Source organism: Thermohahella caldifontis (assembly GCF_041153465.1).
Lineage (GTDB): Bacteria > Pseudomonadota > Gammaproteobacteria > Pseudomonadales > Oleiphilaceae > Thermohahella > Thermohahella caldifontis.
Map to the genome: position 1 here is coordinate 3,047,287 of NZ_CP154858.1, position 17,893 is coordinate 3,065,179.

General features: G+C 61.4%; 16 protein-coding genes and 1 pseudogene. 7 read left to right on the plus strand and 10 right to left on the minus strand.

The features are described from left to right. Nucleotides 1–24: 24 nt before the first annotated feature. The 6 genes and pseudogenes from AAIA72_RS14790 to AAIA72_RS14815 all read left to right on the plus strand — a co-directional run bounded on the left by AAIA72_RS14790 (nt 25) and on the right by AAIA72_RS14815 (nt 6,213). Nucleotides 25–1,287: an ABC transporter substrate-binding protein gene (locus AAIA72_RS14790; RefSeq protein ID WP_369601060.1), complete on the plus strand. Its 1,263-nt coding sequence runs from the start codon at nt 25–27 to the stop codon at nt 1,285–1,287. A gap of 57 nt (nt 1,288–1,344) precedes the next feature. Then, entirely contained in the window at nt 1,345–2,256 is a 912-nt protein-coding gene (locus AAIA72_RS14795; protein ID WP_369601061.1) for a carbohydrate ABC transporter permease, read from the plus strand. Further along, nucleotides 2,243–3,099, plus strand: a pseudogene (locus AAIA72_RS14800) (carbohydrate ABC transporter permease). Before AAIA72_RS14795 ends, AAIA72_RS14800 begins: the two are co-directional and overlap by 14 nt. Nucleotides 3,100–3,116: 17 nt before the next feature. Further along, entirely contained in the window at nt 3,117–4,229 is a 1,113-nt protein-coding gene (locus AAIA72_RS14805) for an ABC transporter ATP-binding protein (RefSeq protein WP_369601062.1), read from the plus strand. Between the two features lie 80 nt (nt 4,230–4,309). After that, nucleotides 4,310–5,122 carry a helix-turn-helix domain-containing protein gene (locus AAIA72_RS14810; RefSeq protein ID WP_369601063.1) on the plus strand — a complete coding sequence of 271 codons (813 nt, stop codon included), beginning with the start codon at nt 4,310–4,312 and terminating at the stop codon, nt 5,120–5,122. Nucleotides 5,123–5,244: 122 nt separating this feature from the next. Then, the gene (locus AAIA72_RS14815; protein ID WP_369601064.1) at nt 5,245–6,213 is read left to right on the plus strand and encodes a carbohydrate porin; all 969 of its coding nucleotides are present in this window, start codon (nt 5,245–5,247) and stop codon (nt 6,211–6,213) included. Between the two features lie 102 nt (nt 6,214–6,315). On the opposite strand, the gene AAIA72_RS14820 is transcribed toward AAIA72_RS14815, so the two are convergent. From AAIA72_RS14820 to AAIA72_RS14835, 4 genes are all read right to left on the minus strand, one after another. Beyond that, entirely contained in the window at nt 6,316–7,050 is a 735-nt protein-coding gene (locus tag AAIA72_RS14820; protein WP_369601065.1) for a dienelactone hydrolase family protein, read from the minus strand. Between the two features lie 103 nt (nt 7,051–7,153). Beyond that, entirely contained in the window at nt 7,154–8,146 is a 993-nt protein-coding gene (locus AAIA72_RS14825; protein WP_369601066.1) for a YHYH protein, read from the minus strand. After that, a complete protein-coding gene (locus AAIA72_RS14830; protein WP_369601067.1) occupies nt 8,139–8,609 on the minus strand; it encodes a hypothetical protein in 471 nt (156 codons plus the stop codon). Before AAIA72_RS14830 ends, AAIA72_RS14825 begins: the two co-directional genes overlap by 8 nt. Before the next feature lie 170 nt (nt 8,610–8,779). Further along, the gene (locus AAIA72_RS14835; RefSeq protein WP_369601068.1) at nt 8,780–9,910 is read right to left on the minus strand and encodes an inorganic phosphate transporter; all 1,131 of its coding nucleotides are present in this window, start codon (nt 9,908–9,910) and stop codon (nt 8,780–8,782) included. A gap of 236 nt (nt 9,911–10,146) precedes the next feature. On the opposite strand from AAIA72_RS14835, the gene AAIA72_RS14840 reads away from it, so the two are divergent. After that, the gene (locus AAIA72_RS14840) at nt 10,147–10,800 is read left to right on the plus strand and encodes a thiopurine S-methyltransferase (protein ID WP_369601069.1); all 654 of its coding nucleotides are present in this window, start codon (nt 10,147–10,149) and stop codon (nt 10,798–10,800) included. Here the strand turns inward: AAIA72_RS14840 and AAIA72_RS14845 are convergent. The 6 genes from AAIA72_RS14845 to AAIA72_RS14870 all read right to left on the minus strand — a co-directional run bounded on the left by AAIA72_RS14845 (nt 10,787) and on the right by AAIA72_RS14870 (nt 17,873). After that, nucleotides 10,787–12,100 carry an MFS transporter gene (locus AAIA72_RS14845; protein WP_369601070.1) on the minus strand — a complete coding sequence of 438 codons (1,314 nt, stop codon included), beginning with the start codon at nt 12,098–12,100 and terminating at the stop codon, nt 10,787–10,789. The two genes, AAIA72_RS14840 and AAIA72_RS14845, sit on opposite strands and share 14 nt — an antisense overlap. Nucleotides 12,101–12,176: 76 nt before the next feature. After that, on the minus strand, nt 12,177–13,460 hold the full coding sequence (purD, locus tag AAIA72_RS14850) for a phosphoribosylamine--glycine ligase (protein WP_369601071.1): 1,284 nt from the start codon (nt 13,458–13,460) through the stop codon (nt 12,177–12,179). Between the two features lie 15 nt (nt 13,461–13,475). Further along, nucleotides 13,476–15,050: a bifunctional phosphoribosylaminoimidazolecarboxamide formyltransferase/IMP cyclohydrolase gene (gene purH / locus AAIA72_RS14855; protein ID WP_369601072.1), complete on the minus strand. Its 1,575-nt coding sequence runs from the start codon at nt 15,048–15,050 to the stop codon at nt 13,476–13,478. A gap of 80 nt (nt 15,051–15,130) precedes the next feature. Beyond that, on the minus strand, nt 15,131–15,421 hold the full coding sequence (gene fis, locus AAIA72_RS14860) for a DNA-binding transcriptional regulator Fis (protein WP_369603014.1): 291 nt from the start codon (nt 15,419–15,421) through the stop codon (nt 15,131–15,133). An 11-nt stretch (nt 15,422–15,432) separates the two neighbouring features. Next, a complete protein-coding gene (gene dusB, locus AAIA72_RS14865; protein ID WP_369601073.1) occupies nt 15,433–16,434 on the minus strand; it encodes a tRNA dihydrouridine synthase DusB in 1,002 nt (333 codons plus the stop codon). 113 nt (nt 16,435–16,547) lie between these two features. Further along, nucleotides 16,548–17,873: a DUF3426 domain-containing protein gene (locus tag AAIA72_RS14870; RefSeq protein ID WP_369601074.1), complete on the minus strand. Its 1,326-nt coding sequence runs from the start codon at nt 17,871–17,873 to the stop codon at nt 16,548–16,550. Nucleotides 17,874–17,893: the final 20 nt, after the last annotated feature.

Genomic DNA, 17,893 nt, shown 5'->3' on the forward strand with positions numbered 1-17,893 from the left:
AACAATAAACAGAAGGTTAATCCCATGAAATCAGCAATGAAGCACGTACTCTCCGCTGCAGCCCTGTCTGCAGCCTGTGTCACGGCCACCACCGCCTGGGCGGGCGAAGTGGAAGTCCTGCACTGGTGGACATCCGGTGGCGAAGCGGCCGCAGCCAAGGCCCTTCAGACCATGCTCGAAAAAGAGGGTCATACCTGGAAAGATTTCGCAGTGGCCGGCGGTGGCGGCGAATCTGCCATGACCGTTCTCAAGTCCCGCGCCGTTTCCGGCAATCCGCCTGCGGCTGCCCAGATCAAGGGTCTGGACATTCAGGAGTGGGCCAGCCTGGGCCTGCTGACCAATCTGGATGATGTGGCGAAGCAGAACCAGTGGGACGCCAAGCTGCCCAAGGTGGTGTCTGACATCATGAAATATGAGGGGCACTATGTCGCGGTGCCGGTCAACGTACACCGTGTGAACTGGCTCTGGGCCAACCCGGAGGTGTTCCGCAAGGCCGGCGTGGCCATTCCCACCACCTGGGAAGATTTCCCCAAGGCGGCAGACGCCATTCAGAAGGCCGGTTTCATCCCGCTCGCACATGGCGGACAAGCCTGGCAGGACGCCACACTCTTTGAAGCCGTGGCCCTGGGCATGGGCGGCGCGGATTTCTACCGCAAGGCCTTTGTCGAGCATGACGAAGCCACGCTGGGCAGCCAGAAGATGGTCGAGATCTTCAAGACCTTCAAGGGGCTGCGCAAGTACATCGACAAGGATGCCCCCGGGCGCGACTGGAACATTGCCACCTCCATGGTGATCAACGGCAAGGCGGCCATGCAGATCATGGGTGACTGGGCCAAGGGCGAGTTCACGGCGGCCGGCAAGAAGCCGGGTGTGGACTATGTCTGTCTGCCGGCGCCGGACACTACGGGCATGTTCACCTTCAACATTGACAGCTTCGCCATGTTCAAACTGGACAATGCGGAGAACGAGAAAGCCCAGAAGGCCATGGCACGTCTGATTCTCTCGCCCGAATTCCAGACCGTGTTCAACATCAACAAGGGTTCCATTCCGGTCACTTCCGGCGTGTCACCCAAACCCTTCGACAGTTGTGCCCATGCGTCCATGGATGCCTTCACCGCCAGCGCGGCGACCGGCAAGCTGGTACCGAGCATGGCCCATGGCATGGCCACCACGTCCTACATCCAGGGTGCCATCTATGATGTGGTCACCAACTTCTTCAATGATGACATGCTGAGTGCCGAAGACGCCGTCAAGCGTCTCGTCAAGGCCGTCAAGGCAGCCAGCTGATCCCCTTTCGGGCGTGCTCCGGCACGCCCGACCGTTTCACACAAGAGGTAGTTCAAGATGCGGTCTTCATCACCGGCATCCGGCGGCGTCGTGCCCTGGCTTCAGGCCCAGCTGCCCAAGATCGTTCTGGCACCGACCTTTGTGGTCATGTTGATCTTCGTATACGGATACATTGGCTGGACGGCAGTGCTGTCCTTCACGAACTCCCGGTTTCTGCCCACCTACAAGTTTGTCGGGCTGCTGCAGTATGAAAAGCTGTTCGAGAACGAACGCTGGTGGGTGGCGGTCAAGAACCTGATGATCTTCGGTGGGCTGTTCATGGTGATCTGTCTGCTGATCGGCGTGATCCTGGCGATTCTGCTGGATCAGAAGATCCGTCAGGAAGGCGCGCTGCGCACCATATACCTCTACCCCATGGCCCTGTCGTTCATCGTCACCGGTACGGCCTGGAAATGGATTCTCACCCCCGGCTTGGGACTGGAAAAGCTGGTCCGCGACTGGGGCTGGAGCGACTTCAGTTTTGACTGGATCATCGATCCGGACAAGGCCATCTACACGCTGGTGATTGCCGGCGTCTGGCAATCGTCCGGTTTTGTCATGGCCATGTTTCTGGCCGGACTGAGGGGGATCGACAGCAGTATCGTCAAGGCGGCGCAGCTGGACGGGGCCTCCATGCCACGCATCTACTGGCGCATCATTCTGCCGGCGCTGCGACCGGTATTCTTCAGCGCGCTGATCATCCTGTCCCACATCGCCATCAAGAGCTTCGACCTCGTCATGGCCATGACCGGCGGCGGCCCCGGCTATTCCACCGACCTGCCGGCCACCTTCATGTACACCTACTCCTTCACCCGCAGCCAGATCGGTTTCGGTGCAGCCAGTGCGATGATGATGCTGGCCGGCGTGCTGGCCATTCTGGTGCCCTATCTGTATTCGGAACTCAGAGGAGGCGACGATGCAAACAAGTAAGACCTGGCAGCGTGGCCTGATCTACGGCGCCCTGATCCTGTTTGCGCTGATCTATCTGATGCCGCTGGTGGTGATGGTGCTGACCTCGTTCAAGAGCATGGGGGACATTCGCAGCGGCAACCTGCTCAGCCTGCCCACCGAGTGGACCCTCGAGCCCTGGATCAAGGCCTGGTCCAGTGCCTGTACCGGGGTCAAGTGCGAAGGGGTGGGGGGTACTTCATGAACTCCATCCAGATCGTGGTGCCGGCGGTGCTCATTTCCACCGCACTGGGTGCCCTCAACGGCTATGCCCTCACCAAGTGGAAGTTCCGTGGCAGCAATGTGTTCTTCGGCCTGCTGCTGTTCGGCTGCTTCATTCCCTTCCAGGTGGTGCTGCTGCCCATGGCCTCCACGCTGGGCAAGCTGGGGCTGGCCAATACCACAGCCGGGCTGGTGTTCGTCCATGTGGTCTACGGACTCGCCTTCACCACCCTGTTTTTCCGGAACTTCTATGTCAGCATTCCGGATGAACTGGTCCGGGCGGCCCAACTGGATGGTGCCGGCTTCTTCCGCATCTTCTGGCGTATTCTCCTGCCCGTTTCCACGCCCATCATCGTGGTCACCATCATCTGGCAGTTCACCCAGATCTGGAATGATTTCCTCTTCGGCGTGGTGTATGCCAGTGGTGAGACCCAGCCCATTACCGTGGCGCTGAACAACCTGGTCAACACGTCCACAGGGGTGAAGGAGTACAACGTCCACATGGCCGCGGCCATGTATGCCGCACTGCCCACGCTGCTGGTGTATGTACTGGCAGGCAAGTATTTCGTGCGCGGTCTGACCGCCGGCGCAGTCAAGGGTTAACGAGAGGTTTCAGTAAAATGGCAAGCCTGGAAATCAAGAACGTCAAGAAAGCCTTTGGTCAGACCGAAGTGCTCAAGGGCATCAACCTGAGTATCGAAGACGGGGAGTTTCTGATTCTCGTCGGCCCTTCGGGGTGCGGAAAATCCACGCTCATGAACATGATTGCGGGGCTGGAGAGTGTGACCAGTGGCGAGATTCTCATCGGCGGAGAGGATGTCACGCACCGCAACCCCAAGGACCGGGATATCGCCATGGTATTCCAGTCCTACGCCCTGTACCCGAGCATGAACGTGCGCGAGAACATGAGCTTTGCACTGGAAATGCGCGGTGTGCCCAGGGCGGAACGGGATGCCATCGTGCTGGACGTGGCGAAACTGCTGCAGATTGACCACCTGCTGGACCGCAAGCCGTCCCAGCTTTCCGGTGGTCAGCGTCAGCGGGTGGCCATGGGGCGTGCACTGGCCCGCAAGCCCAAGATCTACCTGTTTGATGAGCCGTTGTCCAACCTGGATGCCAAACTGCGGGTGGACATGCGCACGGAAATCAAGAAGCTGCATCACCGGCTGGGCACCACCATCGTGTACGTGACCCATGATCAGATCGAGGCCATGACGCTGGCCGACCGCATTGCGGTCATGAAGGACGGACAGGTACAGCAGTTCGGCACGCCCCAGCAAGTGTACGACGAGCCGGAGAACCTGTTTGTGGCCGGCTTCATGGGCTCGCCCTCGATGAACTTCATTCGCGCCACGGTCGAACAGCACGAGGGCGCTGTGGGCGTGTGGTTCAGCGCTGCCGGCAAGCGCTGGTTCATGCCGCTTCAGCGTCAGGCTGCCGGACTGGCCAGCCACCTGGGCAAGGACGTCATCGTGGGGATCCGGCCGGAGCGGCTGACCCATGTCCAGCCCCAGGAAGCGGGCCGTGAAGATGTCGTGACACTGGAAGCACCGGTGGATGTCGTGGAGCCCACCGGACCCGACAACCTGGTGGAGGTCACCATCAACGGCACGGAAGTGACCTGCCGTGTCGCACCGGATCACTGTGTGAAGGTGGGCGAGGTGCAGCCACTGATGATGGACCTGTCACGCGTCGTGGTCTTTGACCCGCAAACCGAGGCCCGCATCCGCTGAGGCATGCGAACCACGGGGGCTTCCGCCCCTTTTACGACCACGCACGAACATCATACAAGAACAAGAGTCGAGGACGTGCTGTGAAACAGGAAATCTGTGTATACGGCGCACCTGCGGGGCAGGTAGCGCTGGCGCCGCATGGTGGTATCCGTTGGTTATGGCTCAGCCATGGGGCACTTGAAGTGCAGATCGGGGGCACGCTGCATGCCCTGTCGCCTGGTGAAATGGTGCTGTGCAGTGCCCTGCAGCCCTGTATCATGGGCAACACCGGGGACGATGCAGCCTGCCTGCATTTTGAAACATCCCTTCAGGGAGCCTTTGAGCTGCGCCTTCCACCTGTCTGGCGAGAGCATGTATTTTCCCGCGGCGTCATCTTTCTGCGCTCCGGGGATCCCTGTCACCGTATCCGTGAGCTGGCAGGCCGCTGGCAGGCGGAACTGGGGTGCTTTCAGGGTGCCGAGCGGGAGCTGGTGCTTGATGAGATATCGGTTGTGATCCGGCGTGCCATGCTCACGTGCGGCCATCCACAGGCCAGGCTGGTCAGGGCCGGACACGATCCGCGTCAGATGCGACGAGTGATGCGCATGCTGGAATACATGGGGCGGGCTTATCGTGACCCCATAGCGGTAGATGACGTGGCGCGAGTGGCAGGGCTCCACCGGGCGACGGCCATGACTCAGTTCAAAAAAGTGGTCGGCGTCTCCATCAATCAGTACCTGACGGCCTTGCGCATCCATGAGGCGCGCAAGCTCCTGCTGACCAGTGCGGCACCCGTGACAGAAATTGCCTATGCCAGCGGGTTCAGTTCCCTTTCCCGTTTTTATGACGTGTTTTCCAGAACGTTTGGCGAGAAGCCGCAGTCGTATCGTCGCATCTGCGGGGCACACGTTTGATTTGCCGCAATAATGTAGTAATAAAACGCAACGATCTGGTAAGACCTCTCCAATCTTCCTGCTTAACATGCTGAATGTCGAGTTTTTCGACGTATTCAGCATAACAACAGGAAGAAAAAGGTATGAAAAAAACAACATTGTCTGCCCGTGTTGCACTGGCAGTGACTGCGCTGGCTTCGTCTTTTGCTCAGGCGGACATGGGTTTGAGTGCCAACATCGAACTGGATACCGACATTGCCAAGGCCTCCGGTCAGCAAACCGCATATGATCAGGGCGGCCGGATCGAAGTGAACGTCACGGGGGAAAAGCAGGTCGGTGATTTTACGGTGTCGGGGAAAGGGAGTGCGCTGATCAAAAAGGACGGATCGGCCGCCTCTGATGACATGTGGGTGAAATTTGCCGGATCGAACTGGTCGCTTCAGGCGGGGCGGTTTGAAGCCATCAATCTGTTCCCGCTCGGCAAGGATACGGTGGTGTCACACGCCGGTGATGGTTCGGCTCAGGTCTATGAGGCGAATCTGGTGCGCGGGCGTGCGGGGGATAATGGCGGCCAGTTTGCGGTTCGCTATCAGCCTGCGGAATCGATTTCTCTGGAACTGGATACCCTCTGGGGGGATGCGGATGCCTCGGGTAACAATACCGACGCCTTTTCAGGTATCCGCCCGAGCGTCACCTTCAGTAACGGCGATCTGACCCTGACCGCAGGCGCCGAGCGCATGAAATACGATCTGACGGGCGGTGGCAGTGTGGACAAGCAGGGCGCAGCCCTGACCGGCGCCCTGAACCTGAACGGTGCCGCCATCAACCTCAACGCGACACACCTGAAAGACAAGGTGACGGATACCAAGGTGATGACATTGGGTGCGAATGTCACCATGGGGTCGATGGGGCTGGGGATCATCCATGCAACCACAGATACCGGCAGTGGCGCAAATCCCAAGGTGTTGACGGCCTACGGTGCTTACACCATTGCGTTTGCGGATATCCCTGACGCCAGTGTTACTTTGGCGCTGAGCTCGTCGAAAGCGACTGATGCCGGACCGGAAGACCGCAGGACGGTGTTCCGCACGCGGATCAATTACACCTTCTGAACTTTCCGGTAACGGAAAACGGAGATGTTCCGGCAGGGATGCCCCAAGTCTTCTTTGTGTTTGTGTGGTTTGCGCCGCCGGCAGGCGGCGCCTTTTAGCGGGTCAGAACACCTCATCCAGAAAGGCCAGAAAACGTGACCAGGACAACCGGTCAGCTTCGGCCCGGTAACGGGGCGAGCCGAAGACCGTGAAGGCATGGGGCGCACCGCTGTAAGTGGTCATCTCATGCTTGACCCCCGCCGCCTCCAGCTGTTTTGCCAGAGAAGCGAAATCATCCAGCGTAATGGCCGTATCAGCACTGCCGTGGAACACCAGAACGGAGCCCTTGGTCTTGCTGTAATCCTGTCCTTCCGGTGTGGCGAGGCCGCCGTGGAAGGTCACGAAACCGGCCAGGGGTTCGCCGGAGCGCGCCAGCTCCAGCACTGCAGCCCCGCCAAAGCAGTACCCCATGGCCACGCGACGATAGAGATCCGCACCCCGGCGCCGGGCCTCGGCCAGGGCAGCCCGCATCAGGCCGCGCATCTTGTCCCGGTTCTTGTACAGTTCACCGGTATGCTGGCGCTTGTCCTTGTCCTCCGTGGGGCGGATGCCCTTTCCGAAAAGATCGGCTGCAAAGACCGCATAGCCCTTTTCGGCCAGCATGTCTGCCCGCTTGATTTCGTAGTCGGTCAGGCCATCCCAGTCGTGAATCAGCAGGATCAGTGGTGCACCCTTGGCAGGCAGGGTGAAGTAGCCTTCGTATTCCTGACCCTCCCAGGTGTAGGTAACGAGCTCACCGGCCCACACCGGCAAGGCCAGAAGGCACAGCAGAAATGCTTTGAGACATGAGGCACGCATGACGGATCTCCCTGAGGTTGTTTGTTTTTTCAGCATGGGGTGAAAAGCCGATCAGGTCAAGCGACAACCGCAGCCCGGCCTGCCGTGGCCGGGCCTGCGGGAATCAGAGTGCCGCAGGTGGTGGTCCGTTGCCTCCGGGCCCCGCGCCTGCCGATCCGTTGGCGGAAAGGTCCGGCGTGCCCGAATAGCAGCCCAGATAGTAGGGGAACTGATCCGTCGCATAATAGGCATAGGTTCCGTCCGGCCGGTATCCGCCATTGCAACGGTCCAGATCACCGGCGCCCTCCTGATAGACATTCACCTCCCAGGCATTTTCGTTGGCATAGTCGCCTGTTCCGGTGTACACGTAAGAGTTCTTCACCTCATGGACGCTGGTGCACTCGGCATCATCACATTCCCAGGGGGCCAGAATGGGGAATCCGTCCAGGGCATAACCAATCACCACGCCCGGCTGGCCCTCGGGGAGAAGACTGGAGGCCCCGCCCATGGTGGTGTATCCGAAATAGCAGAACGGGCGCACATGAAGGTGGTACTGCATGACGTGCCCGCCACAGTATTCCAGAATCCCATGCTTGTAGGGATCAGCCAGTCCATCCATGGCCGCCTCGTTGGGGCCGAAGATCTGGATGCCGGAGACGGTGACAGCAATGATGCCAAGGGTGGGCAGCTCGGTGGGGGAGGCCGCCTTTTCCGGATAGCGCGGAAAACTCACATTCAGGTCATAGGCTTCCGGCGCCATGACCAACCCGGGGCCGAGCCCTTCGAAATCGAAGTTGATCAGACCATTGCCGGTGACCGTCACCTGGGTATCGGAACAGGTCACGGAAACGGAGGGTGTCAGATCCTTGCCGTAATATTCGCTGTTGGTGAGGCCATCACCATTCCAGTCAATGTAATTGTCCTGGTCGGACACATCCAGAAAGTGGCTGGCCTGTTCGCAATCTCCGGACACGGTGGATGTGGAGGTACTGACGGTGGTTGTTGTGCTCTCCGTTGCGGCAGTGTCCTCCATGGTGCTGCTGCCACTCCCACATCCGGCAAGCAACAGGGCCAAGGCCGTTGCACCGAGCAATTTCCGCAAGCGATGATCAGTCATCGGAAGCCTCCTCGCTCAGGCCCGGTGCGGCATCCGGACGGGTCTGTCCGGTGTGCGCCAACTCCGACAGAGGATGCCCTGCGGGGGTCAGACCATGGATCCGGTTCATCTGCATCAGCAGGCGGAAGCGATCCATCTGATCGCCGTAGAGCACTTCACTCAGCTGATCCGTCATGTCCGTGTCAATCTGCCCGAGCGCTTCCCGGACGTCTGCCGTGTCCGAGGCACGAATGCGCTGGCGTGCCTCTTCGGCCGTCTCCAGAATGCGGATGAAATCGTCACGTTGCCAGGACTCGACGCGAATCTGTGTCATGAGACGATCCATGGCAGGATCCTGCAGCAACTCTGCCGCCTGGGGCTGAAGGGCGAGGCTGGTCAGAATCAGGGCTATCCCGCCGGCATGGCGTCGTGAGATCAGGCGCCGGATGGATGAGGTGAGGTGAGTGTACGGGTTGGTTTGCATATTGTTTGTTCTCCCATGGCCTACGAAAGCAGCTCCATCGGAATGGAGCAGATTGCAGGCTACCGTTCAAAAAGGGAGAGAATGGGGAGCAAATGTGCAAGCCGTGCAAACTGTGACGGCGTATGCATACCGGCGGGCAGTCGTCGGGGGACAAGTCTGTCCCCGGTGGTTCAGCGGATCAAAAGCCAGGCCAACGCACTGGACAGCATGGCCACGGGTAGCGTGATCAGCCAGGACAGCAGAATGCTGCGTACCACGCGGGTATCCTGATTGCCGGTGACGGAGCCCATCCCGAACAGCGCTCCGACGGATACATGTGTGGTGGAAACGGGCACCCCAAACCGACTGGCCACTATGACCAGAAAACTGGTGACCAGATTGGCCGCCAGACCCTGCCCCGTATTCATGCGGGTAATCCGGTGGCTCAGCGTCCGGGCGACGCGGCCCGCACTGAGTAGCCCGCCTGCAGCAATACCCAGCCCCACGATCAAAAGCCCGTTTGTCGGTGAAATGGCGTGGGCTGCCACCAGCAGCCCGGCAATCTTGGGGGTGTCATTCAGCCCTCGCGCAAAGGATACCGCGCCGGCGCTGATGATGTGCAGCAAGTCGAGCAGCGTTTGCAATGGCACCCCAATAACCCTGTTCGTGTAGCGCAGTTCGCAATCGGACAGGTCGGAAACCGACATCACCCAGGCATTGGGCTGGGCAGGCAGGTCTGTCGCAGACTGGCGCTGAGCCCCCGCCATTGCAGGCGCGGCAGAGATGGCGGACTCACCCAGACAGATGCAGGCCGTTTTTTCCAGTCCCAGCCGCTTGCGGGTGCGGCTCAGAGTGCTGTAGAGCGCAGCCGCCAGAATGGCGGCCAGCAAGGGGCTGACCAACAAGGGAAGGAAGAATGCACTGCCAAGCTGACTCAGATTGACCTGGCTGCCGGAGGCCAACCAACCCGCGCCGACCAGTCCGCCCACAAGACTGTGGGTTGTGGAAATGGGAAACCCGAGCCGTGTCGCGAGCAGAACGGTCCATCCGGCGCCGAGCCCCACTGCGGCCAGAAAGGTGGTGGTGCCGGCCAGATCCTCGGGAACCAGTCCCTTGCCCGAGAAACGGGCTACCAGACCATTGGCGATCCAGAGTGCACACAATGAGCCGGCCAGCGTAGCCAGCGTTGCGAACACCAGAGCGGTACGATAGGAAAGCGTGCCACTGCCATGCAGGCTGGCGACGCCCTTGAAATTGTCATTTGCACCATTGAACCAGGATAACAGCAGTGCTGCAAAAAGAAGGAGGCTGATTTCCCACATGCCGGTCGTTGCTCCAGATTGGTCAAACCACACCCCGACAGACGAGCCGTCGGGACCAGTGGAAACTGAGACCGGAATGAGAGCGCAAAGTTCAGCGCGAGGGCAGAACCAGGCCGGTTCAGGTGTGGGTGCACCCTGGCCATGCGGGTAGAGCGGGGCGTCAATGCGGGTTTGGCCCGGATACCGGTTGGGTGTAGAGTGTGTGGATTCCATGCAAGCGAACCCCCGGAGGACGGATGGATCACAGTTTCTGGCATCGGATCTGGCAGGAGAATCAGATCGGTTTTCATCAGCCGGACATCAACCCCTGGCTGCAGGGATACTGGTCCGGTGTGGCCGGGCAGGGCACCGGCAAGGTGCTGGTCCCCCTGTGCGGCAAGTCACGTGACCTGTGGTGGCTGCATGAAAGGGGGCACCCGGTTCTCGGGGTTGAACTGAGCCCGATTGCCTGTGCGGATTTCTTTGCCGAAGCCGGGCGCACACCGGAGACCAGGCCGGACACGCGTTTCACGCGTCATGGACTGGATCGGCTGGAGCTGTGGTGCGGTGACTTCTTTGCCCTGACCGCCGAAGACGTCCAGGACGTGAGCCTGGTGTATGACCGGGCTGCCCTGATCGCCCTGCCGCCGGACATGCGCCGGCGCTATGCCGACCATCTCCGTGCGATACTGCCCTCCGCCACGCGCATGCTGCTGATCACGCTGGATCATGATGCGGAGGTGCCGGGCCCGCCGTTTGCCGTGTCGGAAGAGGAGGTCCGGGCACTGTACGGCCGGCATTTTGAGGTGGACAAGGTGCGCTCCAAGGCCCTCCCGACAGACCACCCGCTGGTGCAGCGTGGCATGCAGGGTGCGCGGGAAGAGGTTTACGTCCTGGTCAGCCGGCAGTGACCTCCGGGAGGCGGGTGGCGCTGAGTGTGCCGGCCAGTCCCATGCCACCGAGTACCAGAATGACGGCAATATCGGACCAGAGGGAAAGCAGCGCCGTCAGGCCACCGGTGGCAAGCAGCAGGAGGCCGATCAGGGTATTGCTGACGGCCGTGTAGTCGGTACGCTTGTTGCCGCCGGCCATGTCCACCAGATAGGTTTTCCGGCCCAGCCGTACGCCGGCATGGGCGATGCTGAGCAGAAAGAACGCTGCCGGATAGAGCCAGCCATGGGTGGATTGCCCGGGCAGGGCCAGCGCCGCCAGTGCGGTACTCAGACACACCAGGCTTGCCATGGCACCTCCCCGGATGATGACCCGTCGGCTTGAAGCATCGGCAGCCCATCCCCAGAAGACGGCGCTGAGGGAGCTGGCAAGGCTGCTGGCCAGCAGGAACAGACCGAGCATCGTGCCCGTGTCCCCGTGGCGTTGAGCAAGCAGGACAAAGTAGGGGGCCGCCAGGGCAGAGCCCAGCAACAGGGCCCGGGTGATGACAAAGTGGCGGAATGGGGCGTCGGTTTTCAGCAGGGAAAGACTGGATAAGGCCGTGGCGATGGCGTTGGCACCCCCTCCGGTTTCCCCGGGGTATTCGTCAACGGCAGCAAACAGGAGACCGGCCACCAGCCAGAGTGAGGCAGCCAGCAGTAGAAGCACGGTGTAGAACAGCAGCGAAGGCTGAGCGGTATCCCGGAAGAAGATGACCGTGAGGACGACCGTCAGGGTGCCACCCAGCGTGGCGGTCAGGCCGGAAAGACGCCCTCGCCGGGTTTTGGGAATGCATTTGCCCTGTACATCCTTCATGGCAACCGAGCAGAAACCGCGCGACAGGGAAAAGACGGTCAGCGCGGTGATGATTGCCATGCCTGCGGCTGAGCCCTCCAGAAACCAGACGCTTGCCGCCATGGCCGCCACACTCAGGCACTGCCCGAAGCTGCCCAGTGTCCAGAACAACTTGCGAACCGGATGGCGGCGCACCCAGGCGGCGATGAGCAGCTGGGGCAACATGGAGCCGGACTCCCGGATGGGTACCAGCCAGGCCACGAATCCTGATGCTCCCTTGGCATTGAGAATCCAGGCGAGCACGGTCTTCGGACTGGTCAGCAGGTCGCCCAGTTGAGTCAGCACGTTGCTGATGAGAATGATGAAGAAGTTCCGGGGCACCACACGGCAGGCGGATTCAGGAATGTCCTTGCAGACCCGGGTATCTTCCTCGTTAGCGATCAGGCGATAGAGTTGGTCGAGGGGACGGCGCCTGGTATCGGACACGTCGGACTCCTCCGGTTATTCTGAGTCTGAGGAAAGAGCGGCAGGCCGGAACCGAAGCTCCGGTCTGCCGGAACCGTCAGGACTGCTCGCGGGCAATGGCTCGCCAGCCGATATCGGTGCGCCAGAATGCATCCGGCCAGTGAATGGTGCGCAGACGCTCGTAGGCCTTCTTCTGGGCCTCGGCCACGCTTTTGCCCAGGGCCGTGACACACAGCACCCGGCCGCCGCTGGTCACCACCTCGCCGTCCTTCAGGGTCGTGCCGGCATGGAAGACCTTGGTGTCCGGCAGGGTGGCCTCCAATCCCCGGATCACGTCACCCTTGCGGTAGCCCTCCGGGTAGCCACCGGCGGCCATGACCACACCCAGGGCGACACGCGGATCCCATTCGGCCTGCACCTGATCCAGGCGGCTTTCGAGCGCGCTGAGACACAGCTGCACCAGATCGGATTTCAGACGCATCATGATCGGCTGGGTTTCCGGGTCTCCAAAGCGGCAGTTATACTCGATGACCTTCGGGCTGCCATCCGGGGCAATCATCAGGCCGGCATAGAGAAAGCCGGTATAGGGATTGCCCTCGGCCGCCATGCCGCGCACCGTGGGCAGGATCACCTCGTCCATGATGCGCCGGTGGACATCGGGGGTGACAACCGGTGCCGGGGAGTAGGCCCCCATGCCGCCGGTGTTGGGGCCGGTGTCGCCGTCGCCGACGCGCTTGTGATCCTGGCTGGTGGCCATGGGCAGCACATGCTCGCCATCCACCATGACGATGAAGCTGGCTTCCTCGCCCTCCAGAAAGTCCTCGATGACCACACGATGGCCCGCATCCCCGAAGCGGTTGCCGGCCAGCATGTCACGCACGGCAGCTTCCGCTTCTTCCAGGGACATGGCCACGATGACGCCCTTGCCCGCCGCCAGACCATCAGCCTTGATGACGATGGGTGCGCCGCGTTCGCGCACGTAGGCCAGGGCCTCGTCCACATCCGTGAAGTTGCGGTAGGCGGCCGTGGGGATATTGTGACGGGCCAGAAAGTCCTTGGTGAAGGCCTTGGAGCCTTCCAGGCGGGCACAGGCGGCGGTGGGGCCGAAGGCTTTCAGGCCGGCCTCGCGGAAACGATCCACCACACCGGCAACCAGCGGGGCTTCCGGACCCACGATGGTCAGCTCAATGGCATTTTCCCGGGCAAAACGCACCAGTCCGTCCAGATCCATCACGTCGATGGCGACATTTTCCATGCCCGGCTCCGTGGCTGTGCCGGCATTGCCTGGAGCCACGTAGACCTTTTCCACGTCCGGGGACTGGGCGGCTTTCCAGGCCAGGGCATGTTCCCGGCCGCCGCTGCCAATGACAAGTACTTTCATTTGTCTGCTCCCTGATCAGTGACGGAAATGACGCATGCCGGTGAATACCATGGCAATGCCGTGCTCGTCCGCGGCATCAACGACTTCCTGATCGCGCATGGAACCGCCCGGCTGGATGATGGCGGTGATGCCTGCCTCGGCGGCCGCATCCACGGAGTCCCGGAAGGGGAAGAAGGCGTCGGAAGCCATGACCGAGCCCTTGACTTCCAGTCCTTCATCCGCGGCCTTGATGGCGGCAATCTTCGCGCTGTACACCCGGCTCATCTGGCCTGCACCGATACCGATGGTACGGCCGTTCTTGGCGTAGACGATGGCATTGGACTTGACGTACTTGGCCACCTCCCAGGCAAACAGCAGGTCTGCCAGTTCCTGCTCGGTCGGCGCACGCCGGGTCACGGTCTTGACCTGGGAGGCATCCACCATGCCCAGATCGCGATCCTGTACCAGCAGGCCGCCCACCACGCGCTTGTAGTCCAGGGCATCTGCCCGGTCACCGTTGAGCGGGCCACAGGCCAGCAGGCGGACATTGGGCTTGGCGGCCACAATTTCACGGGCCTCGTCGGACACTGCGGGCGCGATGATCACTTCCACGAACTGGCGTTCGATGATCATCCGGGCGGTCTTGCCATCCAGCTCGCGGTTGAAGGCAATGATGCCGCCGAACGCCGAGGTGGGGTCCGTGGCGTAGGCCAGATCGTAGGCCTGGGCGATGTCCACGCCAATGGCCACACCGCAGGGGTTGGCGTGCTTGACGATCACACAGGCCGGATCGGCGAAGGGCTTGACGCATTCCAGTGCCGCATCGGTGTCGGCAATGTTGTTGAAGGAGAGGGCCTTGCCCTGAAGCTGCTCAGCGGTGGAGACCGAGGCTTCCTCATTGCGCGGGTCCACGTAGAAGGCCGCCGCCTGGTGCGGGTTCTCGCCGTAGCGCAGATCCTGCTTCTTGACGAAGTTGAGATTCAGGGTGCGCGGGAAGCGGGCGTCGGACTCGCTGACCCGGGTGCCGAGGTAGTTGGCAATGGCGGCATCATAGGCAGCCGTATGTTCAAAGGCCTTCACCGCCAGGTCGAATCGTGTGGCAAAGGTCAGGCCGCCGGCGTTCTCGTCCAGTTCCTTCAGAATGCGGTCATAGTCGGAGGGATTGACCACGATGGCTACGTCCTGATGGTTCTTGGCTGCCGCCCGTACCATGGTCGGCCCGCCGATGTCGATGTTTTCGATGGCGTCCGCCAGGGTGCAGTCTGCGCGGGCCACGGTGGTTTCGAACGGATACAGGTTCACGACCACCAGATCAATGGGCGCGATGCCATGTTCGGCCATGACGGCGTCGTCCGTGCCGCGGCGGCCCAGAATGCCGCCGTGAATCTTCGGGTGCAGCGTCTTGACCCGGCCGTCCATCATTTCCGGAAAGCCGGTGTAGTCGGATACTTCGCGCACCGGGATGCCGGCGTCGTTCAGGAGGCGCCAGGTGCCGCCTGTGGATAGGAGTTCAACGCCACGTTCTGCCAGGGCGCGGGCAAATCCGACAATGCCGGTCTTGTCTGAAACGCTGATCAGAGCGCGCTTGAGGGTCAGGGTGGTATCTGCCATGGGTTCGTTCCGTTGTGCGTGTTGGTCTTGTCTTGCGGTGCAAACAAAAAGAGGGCGCATGCGCCCTCTTCAGATCCGGTTCAGAGCAGTCCGTACTGCTTGAGCTTCTTGCGCAGGGTGCCGCGGTTCAGCCCCAGCAGCTCGGAGGCCCGGGTCTGGTTGTTGCGGGTGTATTTCATCACCTGCTCCAGCAGCGGCGCCTCCACTTCGGAGAGGACGAGCTGGTAGACGTCAGTCACGGGCGCGCCATCCAGCTGTGCAAAGTAGTTGGCCAGAGCCTGATCCACGCTGTCACGCAGGGTCATGGTGCGGCTGGCATCCTGGTTGACATACAGTCCGTTGGGTGCGGTCTGGCCCGCGTCCTGGGTCATGGTTTCTGTATTCATGCGGCAATTACCTCTCCTTCATGTGCAAGACGCTCAAAGAAAGCATGCAGCACATCAAGCTGCGCGCCGGCGTCCTGCAGTAAGTTGAATCGTTGGCGAAACTCCCTGTACTGCGTGTCCGGCAGGTGCAGGGTCTGCACATACCAGTCCACATGCTTGCGGGCGATACGGGTTCCTGCGTAGTCGCCATAAAATGCGTGCAATGCGCGCACGTGGCCGATGAGTATCGCTTCCACCTCGGCGAGGGTGGGGGGTGCCAGATGCTCACCCGTTTTCAGGTAATGATCAATCTCGCGAAAGATCCAAGGGCGACCCTGTGCCCCGCGGCCGATCATGATGCCCGCGGCACCGGTATGCCCGAGCACTGCGCGGGCCTTCTCCGGCGACGTGATGTCACCGTTGGCGATGACCGGGATATCGACCGCATCCACAATGGCGGCAATGGTGTCATATTCCGCTTCGCCCTGATACCGGCAGGCCCGGGTCCTTCCGTGAACCGCCAGTGCCTGGATGCCCAGATCCTCGGCCATGCGTGCAATGGTCACCCCGTTGCGGTGCTCCGGACTCCAGCCGGTGCGGATTTTCAGGGTGACCGGCACATCCACCGCACGGACGACCGCGTCCAGAATCCTTGCCACCAACGGCTCGTCCCGGAGCAGGGCCGAGCCGGCGGCCTTGTTGCAGACCTTCTTGGCCGGGCAGCCCATGTTGATGTCAATGATCTGTGCGCCACAGTCCACATTGTAGCGCGCGGCATCGGCCAACATGTCCGGATCGGCACCGGCAATCTGGACGGAAACCGGTTCCGGTTCTCCGCTGTGATCACCGCGCAGCCGGGATTTGCGGGTGTCCCTGAGTTCCGGATTGGCGGCCATCATTTCCGAGACGGCCATGCCCGCGCCCAGCTTTCGGCACAGCAGCCGGAAAGGTCTGTCCGTCACGCCTGCCATGGGGGCCAGGAACAGTGCGTTGGGCAACGTGTAGGGTCCGATGTGCATCAGGCCGCCTGTCCGGTGTGATCAAAAAGTGTTCGCCCCGTTTCAGGGGGAGCCTATGATACCCAGTTGCCCCCTGCGGGAAAAGACTTGAAATTTCAGAAAACGTATGTTTTTTAGCCGGTCGGGCTGGCGCTGTAGGTGGCCGGGTGGAAGGAGAGTTCGTAGTTGACCGCTTCCTTGCCGGGATGGAGGATCTCCAGCGCAATATGGATGGGGGTGCGGCTGGGCATGCTCTTGAGTTTCACCGCGTCTCCGGCGAGATATTCTTCCGGTGTGAACAGCCGGTAGGCGATCACATTGCCGTTGATATCCTTGAAGCTCAGTGCAATGTTGGGGAAAGGCTGGTCGAAACTGGCTTCGTTGATGATGATGGCGTCGACGATCAGTGCGTTCTGAACGGTCGGATGATTGCGGACGGCCAGATTGCGGTTGCGGATCTGCTTGATGTCCAGCAGGGGCGGCAGTTCGCAGCCAAGCACGGCACACGCCTTGGCGTAGAGTGGCCGCAGCTGGTCAAAGCGTGCCAGCCGGTCAAAGTGGAGCCAGGCCAGCTGGGCCAGCAGGGTCAGGATGAGCAGCAGCGAGCCCAGTCCCCAGATCCATTGTCCGCTCTGAGGTTCGGGTTCCTCATCCTGCAGGTGTGCCCGCCGGAGTTGTGACAGGGTGTCTGCCGGAATGGCCTGAATGGGCGGTGGTTCCGGGCGGCTGTGCATGGCAGGCGGCGCGATGGGTTCGACATTGAGGCTCTCCGGGGTGTGGATCACCTTCTCCGGTGCCGGCTCACGGTCACGTCTCCCTGCCGCCTCGCCCGATTCCAGTTCGCGCAGCATGGCCTCGGCCCAGCTTTCATCCGATTCCCCGGCTTCGCTGTCCTCATCGTCCACCACTTCCGTGCCGAAGGTGGCGGGCATGTCCGGCTTGCCCTTGTCCAGTTCGCGCAGTTCTTCGCTCAGATCCGACTCGTTGATCAGCGGGCCGCCGGCGTAATGTTCGTCTTCCTTGTCCTCTTCCGGGTTGTCCTGAAAGATGATGTCATCCAGATCGTCTTCGTCCGCATTCCGGCTGGCTTCCTGAAGGGCGGCTGCCACGGGATCACTGGGCTTGGCGGGAGATTTCGGCGGGATTCGCGAGTCGGCTGCCGGGGGTTCGGGCATGTTGCGGGTTGCCGCAGGGCCGGCCACGACAGCGGGGGTCTCCGGCCGGCCTGACGGCTTGTTCCCGGGCGTGGCCCGAACGGCCGAAGAAGGCCTGACAATGGTGCGGTCGCTGGCCGGTGCCCGGGCTGAAGCGGGTTGCGAGACCAGGGCGGAGGGCAGAAGGTGTTCGCGGGCGTTGAAAACCTGCATGCAGTTGCCACAGCGCACCTTGCCGTTGGCGACGCTCAGCTGGGCCTCGGTCACCTTGAATCGGGCATCACAGTGCGGGCAGCGTGTCAGCACGTCTCACTCCTCGGTCAGCA